General features: G+C 70.2%; 11 protein-coding genes. 4 read left to right on the top strand and 7 right to left on the bottom strand.

The window, feature by feature from the left end; genetic code table 11:
- The first annotated feature begins 41 nt into the window (after window positions 1-41).
- Window positions 42-2,903, top strand: coding sequence for an aminomethyl-transferring glycine dehydrogenase (gcvP, locus tag NUG20_RS06625; RefSeq protein WP_263397590.1), 2,862 nt, complete (start codon window positions 42-44; stop codon window positions 2,901-2,903).
- Between the two features lie 220 nt (window positions 2,904-3,123).
- Here gcvP and NUG20_RS06620 read toward each other — a convergent pair whose 3' ends face one another.
- A complete protein-coding gene (locus NUG20_RS06620; RefSeq protein WP_263397589.1) occupies window positions 3,124-3,573 on the bottom strand; it encodes a helix-turn-helix domain-containing protein in 450 nt (149 codons plus the stop codon).
- Between the two features lie 82 nt (window positions 3,574-3,655).
- Between NUG20_RS06620 and NUG20_RS06615 the strand changes: the two genes are divergently transcribed.
- Together NUG20_RS06615 and NUG20_RS06610 are read left to right on the top strand one after the other, a co-directional pair.
- The gene (locus NUG20_RS06615; protein WP_263397588.1) at window positions 3,656-4,147 is read left to right on the top strand and encodes a DUF2938 domain-containing protein; all 492 of its coding nucleotides are present in this window, start codon (window positions 3,656-3,658) and stop codon (window positions 4,145-4,147) included.
- Between the two features lies 1 nt (window position 4,148).
- Window positions 4,149-4,937 carry a class I SAM-dependent methyltransferase gene (locus tag NUG20_RS06610; protein WP_263397587.1) on the top strand — a complete coding sequence of 263 codons (789 nt, stop codon included), beginning with the start codon at window positions 4,149-4,151 and terminating at the stop codon, window positions 4,935-4,937.
- A 237-nt stretch (window positions 4,938-5,174) separates the two neighbouring features.
- Here the strand turns inward: NUG20_RS06610 and NUG20_RS06605 are convergent, their stop codons facing one another.
- A complete protein-coding gene (locus NUG20_RS06605; RefSeq protein ID WP_263397586.1) occupies window positions 5,175-5,900 on the bottom strand; it encodes a hypothetical protein in 726 nt (241 codons plus the stop codon).
- A gap of 57 nt (window positions 5,901-5,957) precedes the next feature.
- On the bottom strand, window positions 5,958-7,427 hold the full coding sequence (locus NUG20_RS06600; protein ID WP_263397585.1) for a GGDEF domain-containing protein: 1,470 nt from the start codon (window positions 7,425-7,427) through the stop codon (window positions 5,958-5,960).
- Between the two features lie 450 nt (window positions 7,428-7,877).
- Here NUG20_RS06600 and NUG20_RS06595 point away from each other — a divergent pair, with 450 nt between their 5' ends.
- Window positions 7,878-9,983 (top strand): catalase, encoded by a 2,106-nt coding sequence (locus tag NUG20_RS06595; protein ID WP_263397584.1) that lies wholly within the window; start codon window positions 7,878-7,880, stop codon window positions 9,981-9,983.
- 1,445 nt (window positions 9,984-11,428) lie between these two features.
- Here NUG20_RS06595 and NUG20_RS06590 read toward each other — a convergent pair.
- The 4 genes from NUG20_RS06590 to NUG20_RS06575 form a co-directional block, all read right to left on the bottom strand.
- A complete protein-coding gene (locus NUG20_RS06590) occupies window positions 11,429-12,592 on the bottom strand; it encodes a zinc-dependent alcohol dehydrogenase (RefSeq protein WP_263397583.1) in 1,164 nt (387 codons plus the stop codon).
- A 117-nt stretch (window positions 12,593-12,709) separates the two neighbouring features.
- Window positions 12,710-12,934 (bottom strand): hypothetical protein, encoded by a 225-nt coding sequence (locus NUG20_RS06585; protein ID WP_263397582.1) that lies wholly within the window; start codon window positions 12,932-12,934, stop codon window positions 12,710-12,712.
- Entirely contained in the window at window positions 12,931-21,630 is an 8,700-nt protein-coding gene (locus tag NUG20_RS06580) for a glycoside hydrolase family 94 protein (protein ID WP_263397581.1), read from the bottom strand. The genes NUG20_RS06585 and NUG20_RS06580 overlap by 4 nt, the downstream gene beginning before the upstream one ends.
- 450 nt (window positions 21,631-22,080) lie before the next feature.
- On the bottom strand, window positions 22,081-22,824 hold the full coding sequence (locus NUG20_RS06575) for a FadR/GntR family transcriptional regulator (RefSeq protein WP_263397580.1): 744 nt from the start codon (window positions 22,822-22,824) through the stop codon (window positions 22,081-22,083).
- Window positions 22,825-22,889: the final 65 nt, after the last annotated feature.

The raw sequence follows: 22,889 nt of genomic DNA, 5'->3' as shown, positions 1-22,889 counted from the left end.
CGTCCTCCGCCCTTCGTGCCCTCCTCTGCCGGACGACCGCCATGTCTAAGACCCCCTCGCTGCGCGACCTCGAACACCACTCGGCCTTCGTCGAGCGCCACATCGGCCCGAACGACGCCGAGATCGCGCACATGCTGCGCGCCGTCGGCCACGACTCGCTGGAGGCGCTGACCGACGCCATCGTCCCCGCCAAGATCAAGTCGCCGCTGCCGCTGGCGCTGCCCGAGGCGATCACCGAAGAAGAGGCGCTGGCCAAGATCCGCGCCATCGCCGAGCGCAACCAGGTGCTGCGCAGCTTCATCGGCCAGGGCTACTACGGTACCCACACGCCGAAGGTGATCCTGCGCAACATCCTCGAGAACCCGGCCTGGTACACCGCCTACACCCCGTACCAGGCGGAGATCTCGCAGGGCCGCATGGAAGCGCTGATCAACTTCCAGACCATGTGCGCGGACCTGACCGGCATGGAGATCGCCAACGCCTCGCTGCTGGACGAGGCGACCGCCGCGGCCGAGGCGATGACTCTGGCCAAGCGCTCGGCCAAGGCCAAGTCCGAGACCTTCTTCGTGCACGACGCGGTGCATCCGCAGACCCTGGAACTGCTGCGCACCCGCGCCGAGCCGCTGGGCATCGTGCTGCGCGTGGGCACGCCGGAGGAAGCACTGCAGGCCGAGTGCTTCGGCGTGCTGCTGCAGTACCCGGACAGCTTCGGCCATATCGGTGATCACAAGGCGCTGGCCGACGCGGTGCACGCGCGCGGCGGCCTGGTCGCGGTGGCCACCGACCTGCTGGCGCTGACCCTGATCGCCGCGCCCGGCGAATGGGGCGCGGACATCGTGGTCGGCAACTCGCAGCGCTTCGGCGTGCCGTTCGGCTTCGGCGGTCCGCACGCCGCGTTCATGGCCTGCCGCGACGCCTACAAGCGCTCGATGCCGGGCCGTCTGATCGGCGTGTCGATCGACGCTGCCGGCAACCCCGCCTACCGCCTCACCCTGCAGACCCGCGAGCAGCACATCCGCCGCGAGAAGGCGACGTCCAACATCTGCACGGCGCAGGTGCTGCTGGCGGTGATGGCCTCGATGTACGCGGTCTACCACGGCCCCGACGGCCTGACCCGCATCGCCCGGCGCACCCACCGCCTGGCCGCGATCCTGGCCGCGGCGCTGCGCAGCGCCGGCGTCACGGTCGGCGAGCGCTTCTTCGACACCCTGCACGTCAAGGCGATCGACGCCGAGGCGGTCCACGCCAAGGCGCGCGCGGCCGGCATCAACCTGCGTGCGATCGACAGCGAAGCGGTGGGCATCAGCCTGGACGAGACCAGCACCCGCGCCGACGTGGTCGCGCTGGCGCAGCTGTTCGGCGCGCAGGCCGATGTCGACGCGCTCGACGCCGCCACCGCCGATGCGCTGCCCGAAAGCCTGCGCCGCAGCAGTGCGTTCCTGCAGCACCCGGTGTTCAACACCCACCACAGCGAGCACGAACTGCTGCGCTACATGCGCGCGCTTGCCGACAAGGACCTGGCGATGGATCGCACCATGATCCCGCTGGGCAGCTGCACCATGAAGCTCAACGCCACCGCGGAAATGATCCCGGTGACTTGGCCGGAATTCGGCGCGATCCATCCGCTGGCCCCGGCCGAGCAGTCCGTCGGCTACAAGCAGCTGATCGGCGAACTGGAAGCGATGCTGGTCGAATGCACCGGCTACGACGCGGTGAGCCTGCAGCCCAACTCCGGCGCGCAGGGCGAATACGCCGGCCTGCTGGCGATCCGCGCCTACCACCGTGCGCGCGGCGAGGCGCATCGCGACATCTGCCTGATCCCCGAATCGGCGCACGGCACCAATCCGGCCTCGGCGCAGATGTGCGGCATGAAGGTCGTGGTCACCAAGTGCGACGCCAACGGCAACGTCGATGTCGACGACATCCGCGCCCAGGCCGAGAAGTACAGCGATCGCCTGGCCGCGCTGATGATCACCTACCCGTCCACCCACGGCGTGTTCGAGGAAGACGTGGTGGCGATCTGCGAGGCGGTGCATGCGCACGGCGGCCAGGTCTACACCGACGGCGCCAACATGAACGCCCTGGTCGGCGTGGCCAAGCCCGGCAAGTGGGGCTCGGACGTGTCGCACCTGAACCTGCACAAGACCTTCTGCATCCCGCACGGCGGCGGCGGCCCGGGCGTAGGCCCGTGCGCGGTGAAGTCGCATTTGGCGCCCTACCTGCCGAAGACCCTGGGCGGCGAAGGCGACGTCGGCATGGTCAGCGCGGCCAGCTTCGGCAGCGCCTCGATCCTGCCGATCAGCTGGATGTACATCACCATGATGGGCAACGCTGGGCTGCGCAAGGCGACCCAGGTCGCGCTGCTCAACGCCAACTACATCGCCAAGCGCCTGGCGCCGCACTACAAGACCCTGTACACCGGCCGCAATGGCCTGGTCGCGCACGAGTGCATCCTCGACGTGCGCCCACTGGAGAAGACCACCGGCATCGGCGCCGAGGACGTGGCCAAGCGCCTGATCGATTTCGGCTTCCACGCGCCGACCCTGAGCTTCCCGGTCGCCGGCACGCTGATGGTGGAGCCGACCGAGAGCGAATCGCTGCACGAGCTGGACCGTTTCATCGACGCGATGATCCAGATCCGCGAGGAGATCGCCGCGATCGAGGACGGCCGCCTGGACCGCGAAGACAACCCGCTCAAGCACGCCCCGCACACCGCCGCGCAGGTCACCGCCGGCGAGTGGACGCACGCCTATCCGCGCGAGCTGGCCGCGTTCCCGCTGCCCACGCTCAAGCAGGCCAAGTACTGGCCGCCGGTGGCGCGCGTGGACAACGTCTACGGCGACAAGAACGTGATGTGCGCCTGCATCCCGGTGGACGCGTACAAGGACGACGTGGTGGCGTAACGCTCCGCGTCGCTGCGCCGTTACTACCAAAGCCGGCCGCGCACGTCGCGGCCGGCTTTTTTTGACGCGTATAGCCCGGCACTTGCCGGACGCGGCGCAAGCCCGATACGGAAAGCAGTCTCGAAGACTCGCGGGCATCCACCCTGTGGGGGCTTTCCGAACTCGGCGCGATCGGCCCGCACGCTGTTTTCCATGCGGCGCACGAGCATCCTGATGGCCTTCAGCGCGGCGGGAGGCGCCTGGCTTGGCGCTTGAGCACCGCCGGGGACGCCGCGCCTTGCTGCAACCGGCCTGCGGCAGCGGCCTTGAGCAGCCGCTGGAAGGTCGGGCATTGCGCATGATGGACGGCAGGACATGCCGCGGCATGGCGCAGTCCCTGGCTCATCGTGCGGAGACGTTTGATGGTCGCGTCGATGTCGTCGGCCTTCGCCGACAGCAGCGTTCTGTCCACCTGCAGCGCGCCGCCGGAACCGAGCATGGCGTGGATGTCGTCCAGCGACAGCCCCCCGGCCTGCCCCAGCGCGATCAGCGCCAACTGGTCGAGCGCGTTCGGCGCGAAGTGGCGCCGGCCACCCGCCGCGCGGCTTGCCGGGAGCAGCCCCTTCTTTTCGTAGAACCGCAGCGTGGAGGCCGGCACACCGGTGCGCTTGGCGACTTCGGCAATGTCCATCGCACACCTCTTGACTTGAAGTTGACTTCAACTTCTACCATGCCATTGAAGCTCCACTGGAGCAATCGACAAAGGAACAGGCATGACGTGGATGGATGCGGTACGGGTGATGCTGGTCGGGATCGGCGCCACCGCCGTCATGGATGCATGGCTGCTGGCCCTCAGGCGCGCGGGCATGCCCACGCTCGACTACGCCTTGGTCGGGCGCTGGGCGGGGCACCTGCGTCGCGGCAGGTTCGCCCATGCCCGTATCGGGGAGGCTGCGCCGATACCGGGCGAGCGGCCGCTCGGCTGGGCGATCCACTATGCCGTCGGCATCGCCTTCGCGGCGCTGATGGTGGCCGTGCAGGGCCTGGCCTGGTTGCGCGAACCCGCCTTGTTGCCTGCCGTGGCGATGGGCATGGCGACCGTCGTGGTGCCGCTGTTGGTCATGCAGCCCGCCATGGGCGCGGGATTCGCAGCGTCGAAGACGCCCACGCCATTGAGGAACTGCCTGCGCAGCCTGGCGACGCACGCGGTATTCGGGGCCGGGCTGTTTCTTTCGGCCGTGTTGATCGAACTGTCGGGAGCCTGACATGAAGACCGATCAGATCCATTTCCACGATGGCGCGGCATATGAGCGGTACATGGGAACGTGGAGCCGGCTTGCGGGGAACACGTTCCTCGACTGGCTCGCACCGCAGCCGGACCAGCGCTGGCTGGACGTCGGCTGTGGCAATGGCGCCTTCACTGAAATGCTCGTCGCGCGCTGTCGCCCGGCCTCGGTACAGGGGGTGGACCCTTCCGAGGAGCAGCTTGCCTACGCGCGCATGCGACCTGGGCTTCGCGCCGCGCAGTTCCGCCGAGGGGACGCGATGGCGCTGCCTTGCCCCGACAGCGCGTTCGATGTCGCCGTCATGCCCTTGGTGGTGTTCTTCGTTCCCGATCCGGCCAAGGGCATTGCCGAAATGGAACGCGTGGTGCGCCCTGGCGGCACCGTTGCCGCTTACGCCTGGGACATGCCGGGCGGCGGCTTTCCGTATGAAGCGCTGCTGGCGGAAATCCGCCGGCTTGGCATCGCGGTTCCGGCGCCGCCGAGTCCCGAGGCGTCACGGATGGAGGTCATGCGGGAGTTGTGGGCTGGCGCTGGCCTGGATGCAATCGACACGCGGGAGATCGTCGTGCGCCGCACGTTCGCCGGCTTCGACGACTTCTGGGCGACGGCCCTGGGAGCGCCGAGCGTCGGAGCGACGCTCGCGACGATGGCGACCGAGGACCTGGCCGTTCTCAAGGCACGTCTACGGGCGCGCCTGCCAGCGGAAATTTCCGGCCGTCTTACCTGCAGCGCCCGCGCCAATGCGGTGACGGGGCGTGTTCCGCAATAGCACTGGCCTGGCCTGGACGAACAGCTCATCCATGCCGCGACGCCGTAGATCGACAAGCGCTTGAGCATCCAGCGTGATGCAACGCCGGCAAGTGGGCGCATGCCTACCCGCGCGAGCCGGCCGCATTCCGTGGATGCGTACAGGGACGACGTGGTGGCATCGCTCTCCCTGCCACGCACCGAAGAAGACGCCAGCGATGTATGCGGCGCCGGCGTGCTTTTGCGAAGCGCGCCGCGCTCAGTCGCGCGCTACGCCGGGATCGAAGGCGAAGCCGTCGCCGACCTGCTGCAGGCAGCGTAGCGGCTGCTTGGGCAGCTGGCGCCAGTGCGTGCGCAGCGCGCTGTCCTCGATGCTGCCACCACGCAGCTTGGCCTTGCCGGTCAGGTAGTTCACGCTGATCTCCGTGACCTCGCCGCTGCCGCGGTGCAGGCCGCGCATGTCGTAGCCGATCAGTTGGAAACAGTCCTGCCGGTAGCGGAACAGGAAGGTGGTCTCGGAGGTGTTCCAACTGCCGGCGCTGGAGAACTGGTGCAGGTTGACCGAGAACGCGCCGCGCGCGATGTCAGGTTCGCCGCCATCGAGATAGTCCTCCATGTTCGGCGCGTCCGGGCGCGGGATCAGCGTGTGGTCGCGCAGCGCGAGCCGGTAGCTGTCGTCCTCGGCGAAGGCCACCGCCAGCATGCGCGGGTTGGTGTCGAAGCGGTCCGGACCGAAGCCGCCGTTGTCCAGCACGTTGCGCGGATCGGCCATCTTCAGCACCAGCAACAGGTCGGCGCGGCCATCGCCGTTCAAATCGCCGCGGCGCTCGAACTCCAGCGTCCAGCCCGACGGCACGAACGCGGCGGCATCGCGGCCGTGCGCGGGCAGCGGCGGATAGGTGACCGCGGGCGGTTCCAGCGCCTGCGCGGCGGCGACCGCGGCAAGCAGCAGGGGCAGACACGACCACGCGAGCCTGGGCGCCATCACACTCTCGAACATGCAGGAAGGAGCCGTCATGGTGGCACGAATGCCGGCGTCGCCTCAGCCCGGCGCGGCGACGCCCGGCGCGCCCGCCGCCGCATCCTGCGCGTGCGCGCAGCAATTGCGGCCGTTGCGCTTGGCGCGGTACAGCGCCGCGTCGGCGTGGTGCAGCAACTCGATTGCCGCATCGGCGGTGGCCGGACGGGTGGCGATGCCGATGCTGACCGTGACCACCCCCATCGGGCTGGCCGGATGCGGGATCTGCCGCTGCGCGATCGCCGCCAGCAGGCGCTGCGCGATCGCGTCGGCGGCGTCGGCCGCGGTGTCCGGCAGCACCACCGCGAATTCCTCGCCGCCGTAGCGCGCCACCGTGGCGGTATGCGCGGGCAAGGCTTCGGCCAGCGCGGTGGCCACCTCGACCAGGCAGGCGTCGCCGACCACGTGGCCGTGACTGTCGTTGAACTGCTTGAAGAAGTCGATGTCGATCATCAGCAGCGAGCAGTCCATGCCGCTGTCCAGGTCGCGCAAGCGCGCCGCCAGGCCGACCCGGTTGGCGATGCCGGTCAGCGGATCGCGCGCCACCTGCTGCTGCAGGCGACGCGTGCTCAAGCGGCTCATGCGTTGGATTTCCAGATGCTCGCTGTGCAGGAACGCCACGTGCACCCCGTACACCATCACCGCCAGCGTGGCCGCGGCCATGCCCCAGACGAAGCTCACCCGCGCCACGCTGATCGCCAGCAACAGCACCGCCAGCGAGAACACGATCGGCGCGAACGCGGCGATCAGTTCCGCGCCGCGCAAGGTCGGCCGCGCGCGGCGCAACCAGCGCCCGCGCGGCAGCGACGCGACCAACACCAGCACCGCACCGGGCAGGTCGATCAGCAGCCCGCCCCACCACGGCAGCCCGCCCAGCTCGATGCGGTTGTACAGCGCCGCCACCGCGCCATTGACCCACAGATAGGCGCTGGCGGTGAAATAGAAATGGCGGCGGCTGCAACCGCCGGCGCCGAGCAGGCGCAGCGTGGCCATCGACGCCAGCAGCAGGCCCATCGCGTCGCCATGGTTGATGATCAGGCTGACGTCGGGTTCGGAGAAGCCATCGCTGGAGGACAGCGCCAGATCGATCAGCAGATACAGCAGGCCGGCACCGGCCAGCGCCAGCAACGCGTCCAGCGCCACGATCAGCCGCGGCTGCGGCCGGTTGAACGAGCGCGCGATCAGGAACAGCGCCGGCAGCATCGACGAGCCGGAGAACATCACCCCGAGCTTCTGCAGCGCCGGGCCGTGCTGCGGCAACAGCAGCGCCAGCAGGTTGCAGCCGGTCCACAGCATCTGCACGCCGACCATGCACGCCAGCAGCCGCCACGGCATCCGGTCCACCACCGACGCATGCCGCAGCCGGCGCAGCACCGCCAGCACCGCCATGGCCTGCACCGCCAGGCCGCACCAGTGCGCCGCGGGCGTGCTGGTGCCGCCGCCATGCGCAACCACGGCATGGGCGAGCAACAATCCGATGACGACGATAGGCAACACTACATTCTCCGTCGCACACGATAGGCCGGCGGCGCACTGCATCGCAGCCGCTGCCGATGTTCGCCCCCCCCCCCCCCACGCGGGGGCGCGTCGATGGAGCCAGGCTCAACGCACTATCGGCGCCGCGCCGCGGTTCTGTAGCGCCAGTTCGGCGGCGACGCCCGCTCCGCCACTCGAACCTTCGATCGTAGTGCCGCACCGTTGCGCAAACCGGACCCCCATCGCAGCTGGCCACCACCCGGCGCAGCGGCAAGCCACCAGGTGCGCCCTGCTCGCGCCGCGTCGCGACCTGCAGCGCCTCGCACGGCGAGCGGCAGGTGCACGGACCGTTCACGCCCCGCGGCACAGCATCGAGCGGATGCTCCATCGCTTTTCCTGCAGCACGTGCGTTTCCTGCAGTACGTGCTGCCTTCTGCCGTTTCGCCCCATCCCCCGGAGCATCATCCCATGGCCAGCCCGCCGCGCAAGCCCAGCAAGTCCAGCACTCCCGTCGATACCAGCGCCGTCGCCGACCGGCGCGGCCATGGCGACGAACTGCACCAGAGCGCCGGCGGCACGCATCCGCCGCTGACCACCAACCAGGGCATCCCGGTCGCCGACAACCAGAACTCGCTGCGCGTCACCCCGCGCGGGCCGACGTTGCTGGAAGACTTCATCCTGCGCGAGAAGATCACCCACTTCGACCACGAACGCATCCCCGAGCGCATCGTGCACGCGCGCGGCAGCGCCGCGCACGGCTATTTCGAGCTGACCGCCTCGCTGGACCAGTACACCACCGCCAAGATCCTCACCGAGGTCGGCGTCAAGACCCCGGTGTTCACCCGCTTTTCCACCGTCGCCGGCGGCGCCGGCTCGGTGGACACGCCGCGCGACGTGCGCGGTTTCGCGGTCAAGTTCTACACCAAGGAAGGCAACTGGGACCTGGTCGGCAACAACATCCCGGTGTTCTTCATCCAGGACGCGATCAAGTTCCCGGACCTGATCCACGCGGTGAAGATGGAGCCGGACCGCGGCTTCCCGCAGGCGGCCAGCGCGCACGACACGTTCTGGGACTTCGTCTCGCTGACCCCGGAATCGCTGCATATGATCATGTGGGCGATGAGCGACCGCACCATCCCGCGCTCGCTGCGCATGATCGAAGGCTTCGGCATCCACAGCTTCCGCCTGCTCGACGGCCACGGCAACAGCACCTTCGTCAAGTTCCACTGGCGGCCCAAGCTGGGCCTGCAATCCACGGTCTGGGACGAGGCGGTGAAGCTGGCCGGCGCCGATCCGGACTTCCACCGCCGCGATCTGTTCGAGGCGATCCAGCACGGCGAGTTCCCGGAATGGGAACTGGGCGTGCAGCTGTTCACCGAGGAAGAGGCGGACAAGTTCCCGTTCGACCATCTCGATTCCACCAAGCTGATTCCCGAGGAACTGGTGCCGCTGAAGATCGTCGGGCGCATGGTGCTGGACCGCTGGCCGGACAACTTCTTCGCCGAGACCGAGCAGGTGGCGTACTGCCCGGCCAACATCGCGCCGGGCATCGACTTCTCCAACGATCCGCTGCTGCAGGGCCGCCTGTTCTCCTACCTGGACACCCAGCTCAGCCGCCTGGGCGGGCCGAACTTCCACCAGATCCCGATCAATGCGCCGAAGTGCCCGTTCGCCAACCTGCAACGCGACGGCCACATGCAGATGAGCGTGCCCAAGGGCCGCGTCGCCTACGAGCCCAGTTCGCTGCAGGACGACACCCCGCGCGAGAGCGCGCGTGGCTTCCCCAGCCACGCCACGCCGGGCGAGCACGGCAGCAAGGGCCGGGTGCGCGCCGCGAGCTTCGCCGACCACTACAGCCAGGCGCGCATGTTCTTCCGCAGCCAGAGCAAGCCCGAGCAGGCGCACATGGCCTCGGCGCTAGTGTTCGAGTTGTCCAAGGTGGAGACCGCGCATGTGCGTGAGGCCGTGGTCGGGCACTTGCGCCACGTCGATCCGGCGCTGGCGCAGCGCGTGGCCGACGGCCTGGGCATGGCGGCGCTGCCGCCGGCACCGCCCGCAGCGGTAGCGCCGCAGGACATGCCGCCGTCGCCGGCGCTGCAACTGATCGGCAAGATGAAGCACACCCTGCAGGGACGCGCGATCGGCATCCTGATCCACGACGGCTCCGACGCGGCGACGGTGCAGAGCCTGCAGAAAGCGGCGCGCGATGCCGGCGCCACGGTCAAGATCGTGGCGCCCAAGCTGGGCGGCGCCACGCTCAGCAACGGCAAGAAGCTGGCCGCGGACGGGCAACTGGCCGGCACCCCGTCGTTCGTGTTCGACGCGGTGGCGGTGGTGCTGTCGGCCGAGGCCGGCAAGCAGCTGAGCAAGGACGCGGCGGCGGTCGATTTCGTCAGCAACGCCTTCGCGCACCTGAAGGCGATCGCCGCCGATGCCGGGGCGCAGCCGCTGCTGAAGGCCGGCAACGTGGCCAAGGACGCCGGCGTGCTGGAAGCCGGCAACGGCAAGGGCTTCATCGAGGCGGCCAAGACCCGCCAGTGGGACCGCGAACCGAAGCTGCGCATGCTCGCCTGAGCCTGCGCCGCACGCGGCACGTTGGACTCGACCGCGCCATGCTTCCGCATGGCGCGGTCTTGGTTTGTGGCGACGGATGGCCGGGTGGCAGGCGGCGCTCGCTGGGGGGCGGACCGGGCGGGATTCGGCCGGAGCCGCCTACCCGGCCGCGTGGCCATCGCAGCCGGGCCGGCGAATGGTCCTCGCCAGTGGCCGCTGAACCGGCATCGCCGGCGTCCCGCACCGGGGCGGAGACGGGCCGACCATCGCCCTGCCTAATTTTTCGCCACGTCTCTTGACAGTCTTGTGGCACGTGGCCGCGACGGGCTTATCCACACCCTTATGCAGAAGTCATCCACACCCCTTGTGGACAACGTCGCTGCCGACGGCGCAGCAGGCGCCAAGCACCAAGTGATTGAAAATCAATGAAATTCAACCACACCCTCTTGACAAATGCCGATCTGCGCCGGGACTCGCTGCTGTCTCGCAGCAGAGGCGGGACAAAACTTATCCCGAGGCGTGGCCGCCGCGCGTGTAGTTCTGCGTTCATCGCTGAATGCGCGTTGCCCCGGCGCTGGCGGCCTCCTGCGCAGGCCGCGGATCGTTGCCGTCATGAGACGGACATGGTCGTGAATCCGGCGCTTGTTCGCCGGGAGCGTGGCCAACGTCGGCGAGACGCTTTCGCGCCGACCCTCACCCAACCCCTCTCCCGGTAGGAGAGGGGCTATAAATGGAGCAGCTGTTCCCTTCTCCCTTCGGGAGAAGGTGGCCCGCAGGGCCGGATGAGCGTACGGGCGCAACCTCGCGCACCCGAGTTCCATGAGACGCTTTCGCGCCGTACCCTCACCCCAACCCCTCTCCCGGGGGGGAGAGGGGCTATGAGTGGCGCAGCTGTTCCCTTCTCCCTTTGGGAGAAGGTGGCCCGCAGGGCCGGATGAGGGTACGGGCGCAGCTCGCGCACCCGAGTTCCACGAGACGCTTTCGCGCCGGACCGTCACCCCAACCCCTCTCCCGGGGGGAGAGGGGCTATGAGTGGCGCAGTTGTTCCCTTCTCCCTTTGGGAGAAGGTGGCCCGCAGGGCCGGATGAGGGTACGGGCGCAGCTCGCGCACCGGAGTTCCACGAGACGCTTTCGCGCCGGACCCTCACCCCAACCCCTCTCCCGGGGGGAGAGGGGCTATGAGTGGCGCAGCTGTTCCCTTCTCCCTTCGGGAGAAGGTGGCCCGCAGGGCCGGATGAGGGTACGGGCGCCCCCCCGCGCACCCGATTTCCACGAGACGCTTTCGCGCCGGACCCTCACCCCAACCCCTCTCCCGGGGGAGAGAGGCTATGTCTCGGCTGTCAGAGCGGTCATGGGAACCGCCGCACAGGCGCAGGCAAGAAGACGCACGCTCAGGCCAGAACAGCGTTCTTCGGGCGCAGCACAGCCCTCGCCCGCGCGGCGCAGCGAGCGCGGCCCAGCCCGGTTTACGGGGTCAGGATGACCTTGCGGCAGTCCTGTTCCTTCTTGTCGAAGATCGCGTAGCCGTCGGCCGCCTGCGCCAGGCGCATGCGGTGGGTGATGATCTCGTTCGGCTTCAGCCGGCCTTCGCCGATGTGCTCCAGCAGTTCGGGCATGAAGCGCTGCACGTGGGTCTGGCCCATCTTGAAGCTCAGCCCCTTGTCGAAGGCGTCGCCGAACAGGAAGCCGTGGATGAAGCCGGCATACACGCCGGGCACGCTGACCGTGCCGCCGCGGCGGGTAGCGGCGATGCACTGGCGCAATGCGGTGCCGCTGCTGCCTTCCAGCTTCAGCGTGGCCATCACCGTCTCCACGGTGCTGCCCTTGGCCTCGAAGCCGACCGCGTCGATGCTCGCATCCACGCCGCGGCCGTCGGTCTGGCCGACGATGATGTCGGCGGGATCGTCGATCTCCTCGAAATTGAGCGGGATCACGCCATAGGTCTTCTGCGCGAAATCCAGCCGGTACGGATAGCGGTCGACCATGAAGATGCGCTCGGCGCCGAGCATGCGGCAGCACGCGGCGGTCATCAACCCGACCGGGCCGGCACCGAAGATCGCCACGGTGCTGCCCTGGCGCACGCCGCCATTGAGCGCGGCCTGGTAGCCGGTGGGCAGGATGTCGGACAGGAACAGCACCTGCTCGTCGTGCAGCACGTCCGGCACCACCAGCGGGCCGACGTTGGCCTTGGGCACGCGCACGTACTCGGCCTGGCCGCCGGCCACGCCGCCGTAAAGATGGCTGTAGCCGAACAGCGCCGCCGGCGGGCGGATGCCCTTCTGGTTCAGCGCCGCGCCCTTGCCGGTATTGGTGGTCTCGCAGGCGGCGTATTCGGTCAGGCGGCAGTGGAAGCATTCGCCGCAGGCGATCACGAACGGGATCACCACGCGGTCGCCCCGCTTCAGCCGCTGCACGCCCGGGCCGACCTCTTCGACCACGCCCATGAATTCGTGGCCGAGCACGTCGCCGTCGTGCATGTCGGGGATCTTGCCGCGGTACAGGTGCAGGTCCGAGCCGCAGATCGCGGTCGCGGTGACGCGCAGCACGATGTCGTCGGCATCGACCAGCACCGGATCGGGAACGGTTTCGACGCGCACGTCTCTGGTGCCGTGATAGGTGAGGGCTTGCATCGGGGGCTCCTGTTGCGACGGCGTGGACTGCAGTGTGGCCGCGGGCGGCGTGCAACCCGGGTGACCATGCCGTGAGCCCTGCGTCGCGGCACGGCGCCGATCCGTTCAGCGCGACATTCAGGGAGGCAGCAGATGCGCGTCGATCGCATGCTTTGCGAGCATCGCCGCCAGCGCCTGCCGCGCCCGCGCGCGATCGCATGGCGCGGCCGCGTCCAGCAGTTCCTGCGCGAGCACGCCGAACTGCGGCCAGAATTCGGCCGGATCGCGCAGATGCGCGATCCATTCCGGCAGCATCGTCGCCAGATGCGCCAGCGCCGCCTGCGTCTGCGCGTGCGTGTTCACGACGGCGCGCGCGGCTGCCGCCATTGCACGCGGCGCACCGCGCCGTCGTCGACCAGCGCGATGCGCGCGTCCGGCTGGCGCAGGCCGTCCACGAACAGGCCGGCGCCGTCGGCGGCGTCGCCTGCCTGGCCAGCGGCGTGCTGCAGCAGTTCGATGTGGTACGTGCTGCTGCCGTGGCGGTACTGCAGTTCGCAGCGCTCCCAGTCGGCCGGCAGGCACGGCCGCAGTTGCAGGCTGTCGCCTTCGCGCTGCAGGCCCAGCAGCGATTCGACCAGCAGCCGGTACATCCACCCGGCCGAACCGGTGTACCAGGTCCAGCCGCCGCGGCCCACGTGCGGGGCCACGCCGTAGACGTCGGCGGCCAGCACGTAGGGTTCGACCTTGTAGCGCTCGCTGGCCGCCGCATCCAGGCTGTGCCGGATCGGATTGATCATCCGCGCCAGTTCCCAGGCGCGTTCGCCATCGCCGAGCCGGGCGAAGGCCATCGCCGCCCACACCGCCGCGTGGGTGTACTGCCCGCCGTTCTCGCGCACGCCCGGCACGTAGCCGCGGATGTAGCCGGGATCGTGCTCGATGCGGTCGAACGGCGGCTCCAGCAACTGGATCAGCCCGGCATCGCGTTTGACCAGATGCCGGTCCAGCGCAGCCATCGCCTGCCGCGCGCGCGCCGGCTCGGCCGCGCCGGACAGCACCGACCAGCTCTGCGAGATCGAGTCGATGCGGCATTCGGCGTTGTGCGCCGAGCCCAGCGCGGTGCCGTCGTCGAACCAGGCGCGCCGGTACCAGTCGCCGTCCCAGGCATGCGCCTCCAGGTTGCCGCGCAGCGCATGCGCCGCCGCGTCGCATTCCTCGGCGAAAGCGGCGTCGTCGCGGCCGCGCGCCAGCGCCGCGAACTGCTGCAGCACGTGAAACAGGAAGAAGCCCAGCCACACGCTCTCGCCCTTGCCGCCCTCGCCCACCCGGTTCATGCCGTCGTTCCAGTCGCCGGTGCCGATCAGCGGCAGGCCGCGTTCGCCGAGCAGCGCCATGCCGCGGCGCAGCGCCTGCACGCAGTGCGCGTACAGCGGCGCGCGCTGGGCCGACGGCGCCGGCAGGTCGTAGTACGACTCCTCGTCGGCGCCGACGCTGCGGCCCTCGATGTAGCGCACCTCTTCGTCGAGCACGCCGCGGTCGCCGGTGACCTGCAGGTAACGGCACGCCGCCAGCGGCAGCCACAGGTAGTCGTCCGAGCAGCGCGTGCGCACGCCGCGGTCCTGCGGCGGATGCCACCAGTGCAGCACGTCGCCCTGCGGGAACTGGTGCGCGGCGCTGGCCAGCAGATGTTCGCGCGCCAACTCCGGCGTAGCATGGACCAGCGCCATCATGTCCTGCAGCTGGTCGCGGAAACCGAACGCGCCGCCGGACTGGTAATAGCCGCTGCGCGCCAGGTAGCGGCAGGCCAGGGTCTGGTACGGCAGCCAGCCGTTGACCAGCAGATCCACGCTGGGATCGGGGGTCTTCACCTGCAGCCCGCCGAGCAGGTGGCGCCAATGGATGCGCACCGCGTCCAGCGCGTCGTGCGCGGCATCGCGGCCGCGCATGCGCCGCGCCAGTTCCACCGCGGCGGCATGGTCGGCGCCGGCGCCGAGCCGGAACACGATCTCGCACTCGGCGCCGGCGGCCAGGGTCAGCGGCACCTGCAGCGCCGCGCACGGGTCCATCCCGGCCCCGAGGCGCCCGGACAGGCGTTCGCGGCGCAGCGCCTGCGGATCGGCCATGTCGCCGTTGCGGCCGAGGAATTCGGTGCGGTCGCCGGTGCAGCTGCGCGTCGCCGCGTCCACGTCGAAGAACGCGGTGCGCGCGGCGAACTCGGCGTTGTACGGATTGCGCGCCAGCAGCGCGCCCTGCACGCCGTCCTGCTCGCTGACCACATGCATCTGCGACTTCACCCGCAGGTCGCCCAGCACCCACTCCACGTAGCCGGTGGCCGACAGGCGACGGCTGCGGCCGGTCAGGTTGCGCAGCTTCAGCACCGAGAACTTCACCGCCTCGTGCAGCGCCACGTACACCCACAGCTCGCTGGCGATGCCGTCCTGCACGTGCTCGTAGACGCTGTAGCCGAAGCCGTGGCGGGTGCGGTAGTCGCCTTCGCCGCGGCGCGGCAGCGCCTGTGGCGACCACACCCGGCCGCTGTCCTCGTCGCGCAGGTAGAACGCTTCGCCGCAGGCGTCGGCGACCGGATCGTTGTGCCACGGCGACAGGCGGAACTCGTGCGCGTTCTCGAACCAGGTGTAGCCGGCCGCGCTCTCGCTGAGCACGGTGCCCAGTTGCGCGTTGGCCAGCACGTTGGACCACGGCGCCGGGGTCGGCGCGCCCTCGCGCAGCGCGATCAGGTATTCGCGGCCGTCGGCGGCGAAGGCACCGGTGCCGTTGTCGAACAGCGCCTGGCCATGCGCCGGCGCGAACGGCCACGGATCCTCGTGCGCCTCGTCGCCGGCGGCCGCGGCCGGCAGGTGCTCCTGCTCCTGCTCCTGCGCCTCCGCCAGCGCGGCGGCCGGCAACGGCACCAGTTCGGGCATGCCGCGCGGCGGCGGCAGGTGCCGGCCGATCTGCGCGGCCAGGGTGCCGCGCTGGTCGCTGACGATGACCCGCGCCACCACCTGCAGCAGGATACGGTCTTCCTGCGAGATGTTCTGCACCGGGCGCACGAAGATGCCGCCGGGGCGCTCCAGCACGCTGACGTCGGGATCGGCCGCGATCATGCCCAGGATCTGCTCCTGCAGCTGTTGCCGGTAGCCGCTCTGGCTCTCGTTCCAGATCACCAGGTCCGCGTGCAGGCCCTTGAGCCGCCAGTACGCATGCGCCTGCACCATCTGCCGCACCAGCTCGATGTTGTCGGCATCGCCGATCTGCAGCAGCGCGATCGGCAGGTCGCCGGAGATCGCATGGCCCCACAGCCCGGACTGGCCGCGCCGGTTCTGCAGCAACAGTTCGCTGTCGGCGCGCAGCGCCGGATGCACGTACACCATCAGCCCGGCCAGGCGTTCGTACAGCTGCGCGTCGGCCTGCGAGGCGTTGATCTGGCGGCGCACCACCTGGCTGTGGGTCCAGGCCAGGTCGAACACGCGATCGGCCAGGCGCCGGTCGCGGTATTTGTCGATCAGCGCCGTGCACGCGTCGCGGTCGCCGCCGACGCCGTAGACGATGTCGATCATCGCGGTCTGCTCCGGCGCCAGCACGATCCGGCAGCGGATCGCCACCACCGGGTCGAGCACCGAGCCGGCGGTGTCGGACAACGCCGCATCGTGGCTCAGCGCGCGCGGATTGCGCGCCGTATTGCCGCGACCGAGGAAGCGCGCGCGGTCGGTCTCGTAGGAAATCGCGCCGATATGCGCATCGTGCACCGCCACCAGGTGGAACATCCACGGCGCGACCTCGTCGTGCGCGCGGGTGCGCCGCGTGCACAGCAGCGCCTGCCGGTCGCGGGCGATCTCGGTCTGCACGAACAGGTTGCTGAAGGCCGGGTGCAGCTCGTCGGCGATCGCCGGCGCCAGCACCACTTCGGCATAGGTGGTGATCTCGATGGTGCGCGGCTGCCGCGAGCGATTGCTGATCCGCAGCCGGCGCAGCTCGATGTCGTCCTCGGCGGAGATCGCCACTTCCATGTGCGTGTCGAAGCCGCGCTTGCGGCCGCGGAATTCGGCCTTGGCGTCGGAGAAGATCGCCTCGTAGTGGTCCACCGCCACCGCGGTGGGCTGATAGGCGGCCGACCAGTAGTCGCCGCTGTCCACGTCGCGCAGGTAGCAGAAGCTGCCCCAGTGGTCGCGGGTGCCGTCCTCACGCCAGCGGGTGATGGCCATGTCGCGCATGCGGCTGTAGCCGCCGCCGGCGCTGGTCAGCAGGCCGTGGTAGCGGCCGTTGGAAAGCAGCTGCACTGCCGGCCGCGGGGCGCCCGGATCGCGGAACACGCGCAGCTGGGTCTCGTCCTCGCGCTCGTCCTGGGCATTGCGTACGGCGCCGTCGGCTTCCTGCGGATGGAACACGCCCACGCACGGAATCCGCTCCTGCAGCAGCAGCAAGGTGGCCTGGAACTCGGCGTCGGCGGCGAAGCGCTTCTGCATCGGCTGCTCGCGCAGCAGGTGGTCCAGCGCCAGCAGCCCCATGCCTTGGTGATGCGCCATGTACGAGCGGATCAGCGCGTAGTCCTGGCCGGGCGGTACCCGGCTGGGGGTGTAGTCGATCGCCTCGTGCAGGCCGAAGCGGCCGCTGAAGCCGGCATCGGCCAGCCGCTGCAGGTTGGCGCAGGCCGCTTCCGGGGCCACCATCAGCGCCATCATGCTCGCGTACGGCGCGATCACCAGGTCGTCGCCGAGGCCGCGCTTGAGGCCCAGCCCGGGCACGCCGAACGCGCGGTACTGGTAGTTCATCCGCGCATCGACTGCGTTGTAGCCGGACTCGGACACGCCCCACGGCACCGCGTGCCGCGCGCCGTGCGCGATCTGCGCATTGACCGCATGCACGGCGGTCTGGTCGAGCAAGGTGTCGGCATAGCTGGGCATCACCAGCTGCGGCATCAGGTATTCGAACATCGAACCGGTCCACGACAGCAGCGTCGCTTCGCCGTCGACCTCGGTGAGCTGGCGCCCGAGCGCGAACCAGCTTTCCTGCGGCAGCTGGCCCTGGGCGATGGCGACGAAGCTGCACAGCCGCGCCTCCGAGGCCAGCAGGTCGTAATAGCCCTGGTCCAGGCGCCGCTCGTCGACGTTGTAGCCGATCGCCAGCAGGCGCCGCGCCGGGTCGTAGAGGAACGCGTATTCCATCAGCGACAGCTGCCCGGCGATGTGCGCCAGGCGCTCGAGCTGGTGGATGCGCGCGCGGGCGCGCTCGGCCGCCGCGGCATCGTGAGTCTGCGCGGCCAGCGCGCGCAGCGTCGGCAGCGGCGCCTCGGTCGCGGCCATGGAGGCCGCGTCGCCGTCGGCCGCCGTCGTCCACGGTGCGAACTCGCGCAGTTCCTGCTGCGCGGCGCTGCACGCATCCAGCAGCACCTGCGGCCAATGCGGCGCCAACGCGTCGGCGGAGTGCTCGGCGGTGGGCGCAGGCGGCGGCCAGCGCTCGGCGATCGCCTCCGCCTGCACAGCCAGCGCGCACAGCGCGTGCCAGGCCTGCGCCAGCGTCTGCGGCGGGGTCGCGCGCAACGCCTGCAGGCGCAGCTCGACGTCCTGCAGCGCCGGCTGCAGCGCGGCCGCTGCGGCCGGGTCGGCGGCTGCAGTCTCGCGCAGCACGCCGAGCGTGTCGGCCAGTCCGTCGAAGGTGGCCGCCGCCAGCAGCGGCGCATCGCACAGCGCCAGCAGGCCCTGGCGCAGGGTCAACAAGTGCCCGGCCAGGTTGCCGCTGTCCACCGTCGACAGGTAGGCCGGCGGCAATGGTTGCAGGGTCTCGGTGTCGTACCAGTTGTAGAAATGGCCGCGATGCCGCGGCAGCGTCTCCATCGTCGTCAGGGTCAGCCGGGTGCGCTCGATCACCCCGCCCGGCTGCAGGTAGCCCAGGTCGTAGGCGGCCAGGTTGCCCAGCAGGGCCAGGCCGATGTTGGTCGGCGAGGTGCGCCGCGCCACCACCAGTTGCGGATGCTCCTGCACGTTGTCCGGCGGCAGCCAATGGTCCTGCGCACGCATGTGTACTTCGAAGAAGGCCCAGGTACGCCGCGACAGCCGGCCGAGGAAGGCGCGTTGCGGCGGCGCCAGCTGCGCGCGGCGTGGCGCGTCGGCATGCCCCATCCACGCCATCAGCGCAGGGGCGACGATCCACAGCGCCAGGATCGGCGCCGCGACCCACAGCGCATGCGGCTGCCACCACGCCAGCGCGGCCAGCAGCGCCAGCGCGAGCAGCGCCGCCGGCGCCATGCCACCCAGTTCGGCCGCGTTGCCGTGGCCGAGGCTGCGCGCCACGTCGCTGGACGCATGCCATTGCAGCAGGCGTCGGCGGCTGACCAGCATGCGCCACAGCGTGCGCGCGATCGCCAGCGCGGCGTAGCCGGCTTCGTACGGCAGGCAGGCCAGCGCCACCAGCGCGCGTTGTAGTTGCGTCGCCAGGGCCTTGGCCAGCGTGCCCAGGTGCATGCGCCAGGCCATGTCCAGCGGCTTGGCGACCAGATCGTGCAGCGCCGGCACCACGATCGGCAGCACCAACAGGCCCAGCAGCCAGGCGGTCCACGCCGCCGGCCGCGGCAGCCACAGCCAGCCGATCGCCAGCAACGCGGTGACCGCGATCGGCACCAGGCTGCGGCGCAGGTTGTCCAGCAGCTTGCCGCGCGACAGGATCGACAGCGGATTGCGCCGGTAGCGCCCGGCGGCGTCCGGCACCCACGGCAACAGCCACGGCAGCAGTTGCCAGTCGCCGCGGATCCAGCGCGCGCGGCGCTTCACGTCGGCCGCGTAACGTGCCGGGTAGTCCTCGAACAGGCGCACGTCGCTGACCAGGCCGGCCCGCGCGTAGCAGCCTTCCAGCAGGTCGTGGCTGAGGATGCGGTTGTCGGGCAGGCGCCCGTCCAGCGCCTGTTCGAACGCGTCCACGTCGTAGATGCCCTTGCCGACGAACGAGCCTTCGCCGAACAGGTCCTGGTACACGTCGGACACGGTGCGCGTGTACGGATCGATCCCCGGCTCGCTGCCGAACAGGCGCGCGTAGCGGGTGATGCGGTGGCCGCTCATGCTGCTGCCCACGCTCGGCTGCAGGATGCCGTAGCCGCGGGTCACCCGACCGAGGGCGGGATCGATGCGCGCGCGGTTCAGCGGATGCGCCAGGGTCGCGACGAACTCGCGCGCCGCATCGCGCGGCAGCCGCGTGTCCGCGTCCAGGGTGATCACGTAGCGCACCTGCGCCAGCAGCGCGGCCGCGCCGACTACCGCGCTGAAATCGGCATCGGCCGCGCCGCCGCGCAGCATCCGGTTCAGCGCCGCCAGCTTGCCGCGCTTGCGCTCGTGGCCGATCCAGGCGCGTTCGCCGGCGCTCCACAGGCGCGGGCGGTGCAGTAGGAAGAAGCGGTCGCCGCGTTCGGGCGCGTAGCGCTGGTTGAGGCTGGCGATGTGCTGCGTCGCATGCTCGAGCAGCGCCGCGTCGCCGGGCAGCGTCGCCTGCGCGGCATCCAGGAAATCGGTCAGCAGCGCGAAATGCAGCTGCACGTCGCGGTTGGCCAGGAACCGCACTTCCAGCGCCTCGGCCAGTTCGTCGATCGTGGCCGTGTCGCTGAGCATGCTCGGCACCACCACCAGGGTGCGCGCGCCGGTCGGAATGCCCTTGGAAAAGTCCATCCGCGGCAACGTGCGCGGCGCCACCAGCAGCGTCGCCGCCCAGTTGACCAGCGCCACGCCCAACTCGCTGAACGCCAGCGCGCCCAGCAGCGCGGTCGTCGCCCACAGCCATGCCGGCACCGCGGCCAACGCATGCAACTGCTCGAGCAGCGTCCAGGCGCCGAAGGCGGCGATCGCCGCGATCGGCAGCAGATACGCGGGCAGCGGCAGCGTGCGCCGCGCCACGTGGGGCCGCCGGCGCGCGCGCGGCAGGGCGGCGATCGCCGCGGGCAGGTCGCGCTGGCCGTCGTCGACCAGGTAATAGCCGACATGGCGCCGGTCGTCCGCGGACGCGGCGTGCGCCAGCTGCAGCACGCACTCGGCCACCGCCTCTTCGCTGGCGCCGCTGCGCCGCGCCAGCAGCTCGACGCTGTGCCGGTAGCTGTCGCGGGTCTGGAAATCCATCTGCGCATAGGTACCTTGCGGATCGCGGCGCAGATGCGCTTCGACCACGCTCAGGTCCTCGACGAAATCGCGCCAGTCCATCGTCGCCAGAAAACGCAGGCTGGCGATGCTGTTGCTGATCGAGACCTGGTCGGCGGCCTGCTGCTGGCTTTCCGCGTGCACCATCTGGTCGATGCGCTGGCCGCCGTCGGCCAGCCACTGTTCGACCCAGGTGACCGGCATCGCCAGCACCCCGCCGCGCCCGTGCAGCCCGCGCACCAGCTCGGCGACGAAGGCGCCGGACAGCGGCGGCTGCGAACGCGCCATGTCCGCGACCACCAGCACCACGCTCTTGGGATCCTCCGTGGCGCTGGTATTGAGCCGGTCGGCCCAGTCGCTGGCCAGGCGGTGGTCGATGCCGTCGCGCATCACCCGCGCCGCGACCCGGCGCAGGTTCTCCAGCAGGCCCAGGCGCAGCATGATCGGGATCGCCCACAGCTCGCCCAGCATCAGCGGCGTCACCGTCTGGTAGGCGGCGATGAAGCGGCTGGCCATGTCGGCATCGATGCGGCCGTCGCCGTGGGCGATCGCATCCATCGACAAGGCGTACACGCGCGGCAATCCGGCCGAGACGCCCTGCGCCAGCGCCGGCAGCTGGCGGCTGTAGCCGGCCGGCAGATGGCGCCGCGCGATCAGGATCTGTTCTTCGACCAGGTAGAAGTTGTCCAGCAACCACTCGCCGGCCGGGGTGACGCGGATACCGTCGCGGACCATCGCCGCAAGCATCGCCAGCGCATCGCGCAGGACGTCCTCGTTCTGCTTCAGCCGCGCCAGCAGCACCTCGGGGCTGCGCCCGCCGCGCACCCGGTGGCTGCGCGCCAGGGCTTCGCCGTGCGCCGCCATCTGTTCGGCGCTGAGCAGCTGCGCGCGCAGCGGCTCTTCGGCCGGCGGCGGCTTGCGGCCGCGTTGCAGGAACCGCGCGCGCATGCCGGAAAGGCCGCGCCGATAAGGAAGCAGCCGTCTACGCAACGCACGCCAGGGGGACGCCATGATGATCCAGAGGGGCCACAGAGCCCGCTTGGCGCCATGCTTAACAGGCGCCGGCAGCGCCAGGCGTGAATGCGGGCAGCACCGTGCGCGCGATTGCCGAGCGCGTTTGCCGCGTCGCACCAGGGGCCGCCGCACTGCGGTTGACGCTGCGGCCTGCGCACAGCGCCGCAAGTGCGTTCAGGCGCCGATGCGCGCGGTGTCGCCAGCGAGCGCAACTCGCCGCGATTGCGGCGCGATTGCGCAGAATGCAGACGCTGCAAAACCAGGCGCACACGCGCCGGCGATGGGCACAATGGCAAAAGCAAACGATACACAGCACGCGCTTTCGCCTGCGCGCTCGGCGCCGTAGCGCCGGCAACAGATGCCCTACGCCAGCAGCGGCCCGGCTCAGATCCGCGTGGTCGCCAGGAAGCGCTCGCGGTCCTGCTGGGTGCGGCGGCGGATCTCGGCCAGGGCCTGGCTTTCGGTGGCTTCCAGCATCGATTCGAACAGGCGCTGGAAGTGATTGCGCATCGCGTTGCGCGAGGCCGCCGGATCGCGCGTCTTCAACGCTTCCAGGATCGCGGTGTGCTCGTCGGTGCGGGTGGCGTCGTCCTGGTGGCAGACGTGCGCGTACACCTGGCGCACCCGCGGCAGTTCGTTGCGCATGCGCCAGATCAGGTGGATGCAGTATTCCACCACCGGATTGCCGGACAGGCGCGCGATGGTCAGATGGAAGCGGCGGTCGTATTCGCCGGCCATTTCCTCGGTGGTGGTCGGATCGGACATCGCCGTCACCAGGGTCTGCAGTTCCTCGATGTCGGCATCGGTCAGGCGCCCGGCGGCCAGCGCCGCGGCTTCGGCCTCGATCACCGTGCGCGCGGCGGTCAGGTCGAACGCGGTGACGTCGGGCAGCGCGCCCTGCGCGTCGATCGGGCGCGGCCGCACGTACACGCCCGAGCCGGTCTTGATCGCGATCCAGCCCTGCGCTTCCAGCGCGATCTCCGCCTCGCGGATGGTCACCCGGCTCACCCCGAAGCGCTCGGCCAGATCGCGCTCGCCCGGCAGCCGCGAACCGGTCGGGAACTCGCCCGATTCGATCAGCGACAGGATCTTCGCGGCAATGGACTGGTAGAGGCGACTTTCGGACATTCGAGCTAGGGATCCGTCTGGTGAATTCCACAGCGGCGCCGGGACGACGCGCCGGCGCCTGCTGC

It is taken from the genome of Xanthomonas sp. CFBP 8443 (assembly GCF_025666195.1).
Taxonomy (GTDB): domain Bacteria; phylum Pseudomonadota; class Gammaproteobacteria; order Xanthomonadales; family Xanthomonadaceae; genus Xanthomonas_A.
This window is presented reverse-complemented; position numbering and strand designations above follow the sequence as displayed.

What these genes read in the sequence shown, in the direction of transcription:
- gcvP (WP_263397590.1), top strand. Translation starts at nt 42, where the DNA reads ATGTCTAAGACCCCCTCGCTGCGCGACCTCGAACACCACTCGGCCTTC.
- NUG20_RS06620 (WP_263397589.1), bottom strand. Translation starts at nt 3,573, where the DNA reads ATGGACATTGCCGAAGTCGCCAAGCGCACCGGTGTGCCGGCCTCCACG.
- NUG20_RS06615 (WP_263397588.1), top strand. Translation starts at nt 3,656, where the DNA reads ATGACGTGGATGGATGCGGTACGGGTGATGCTGGTCGGGATCGGCGCC.
- NUG20_RS06610 (WP_263397587.1), top strand. Translation starts at nt 4,149, where the DNA reads ATGAAGACCGATCAGATCCATTTCCACGATGGCGCGGCATATGAGCGG.
- NUG20_RS06605 (WP_263397586.1), bottom strand. Translation starts at nt 5,900, where the DNA reads ATGGCGCCCAGGCTCGCGTGGTCGTGTCTGCCCCTGCTGCTTGCCGCG.
- NUG20_RS06595 (WP_263397584.1), top strand. Translation starts at nt 7,878, where the DNA reads ATGGCCAGCCCGCCGCGCAAGCCCAGCAAGTCCAGCACTCCCGTCGAT.
- NUG20_RS06590 (WP_263397583.1), bottom strand. Translation starts at nt 12,592, where the DNA reads ATGCAAGCCCTCACCTATCACGGCACCAGAGACGTGCGCGTCGAAACC.
- NUG20_RS06580 (WP_263397581.1), bottom strand. Translation starts at nt 21,630, where the DNA reads ATGCGCGCGCGGTTCCTGCAACGCGGCCGCAAGCCGCCGCCGGCCGAA.
- NUG20_RS06575 (WP_263397580.1), bottom strand. Translation starts at nt 22,824, where the DNA reads ATGTCCGAAAGTCGCCTCTACCAGTCCATTGCCGCGAAGATCCTGTCG.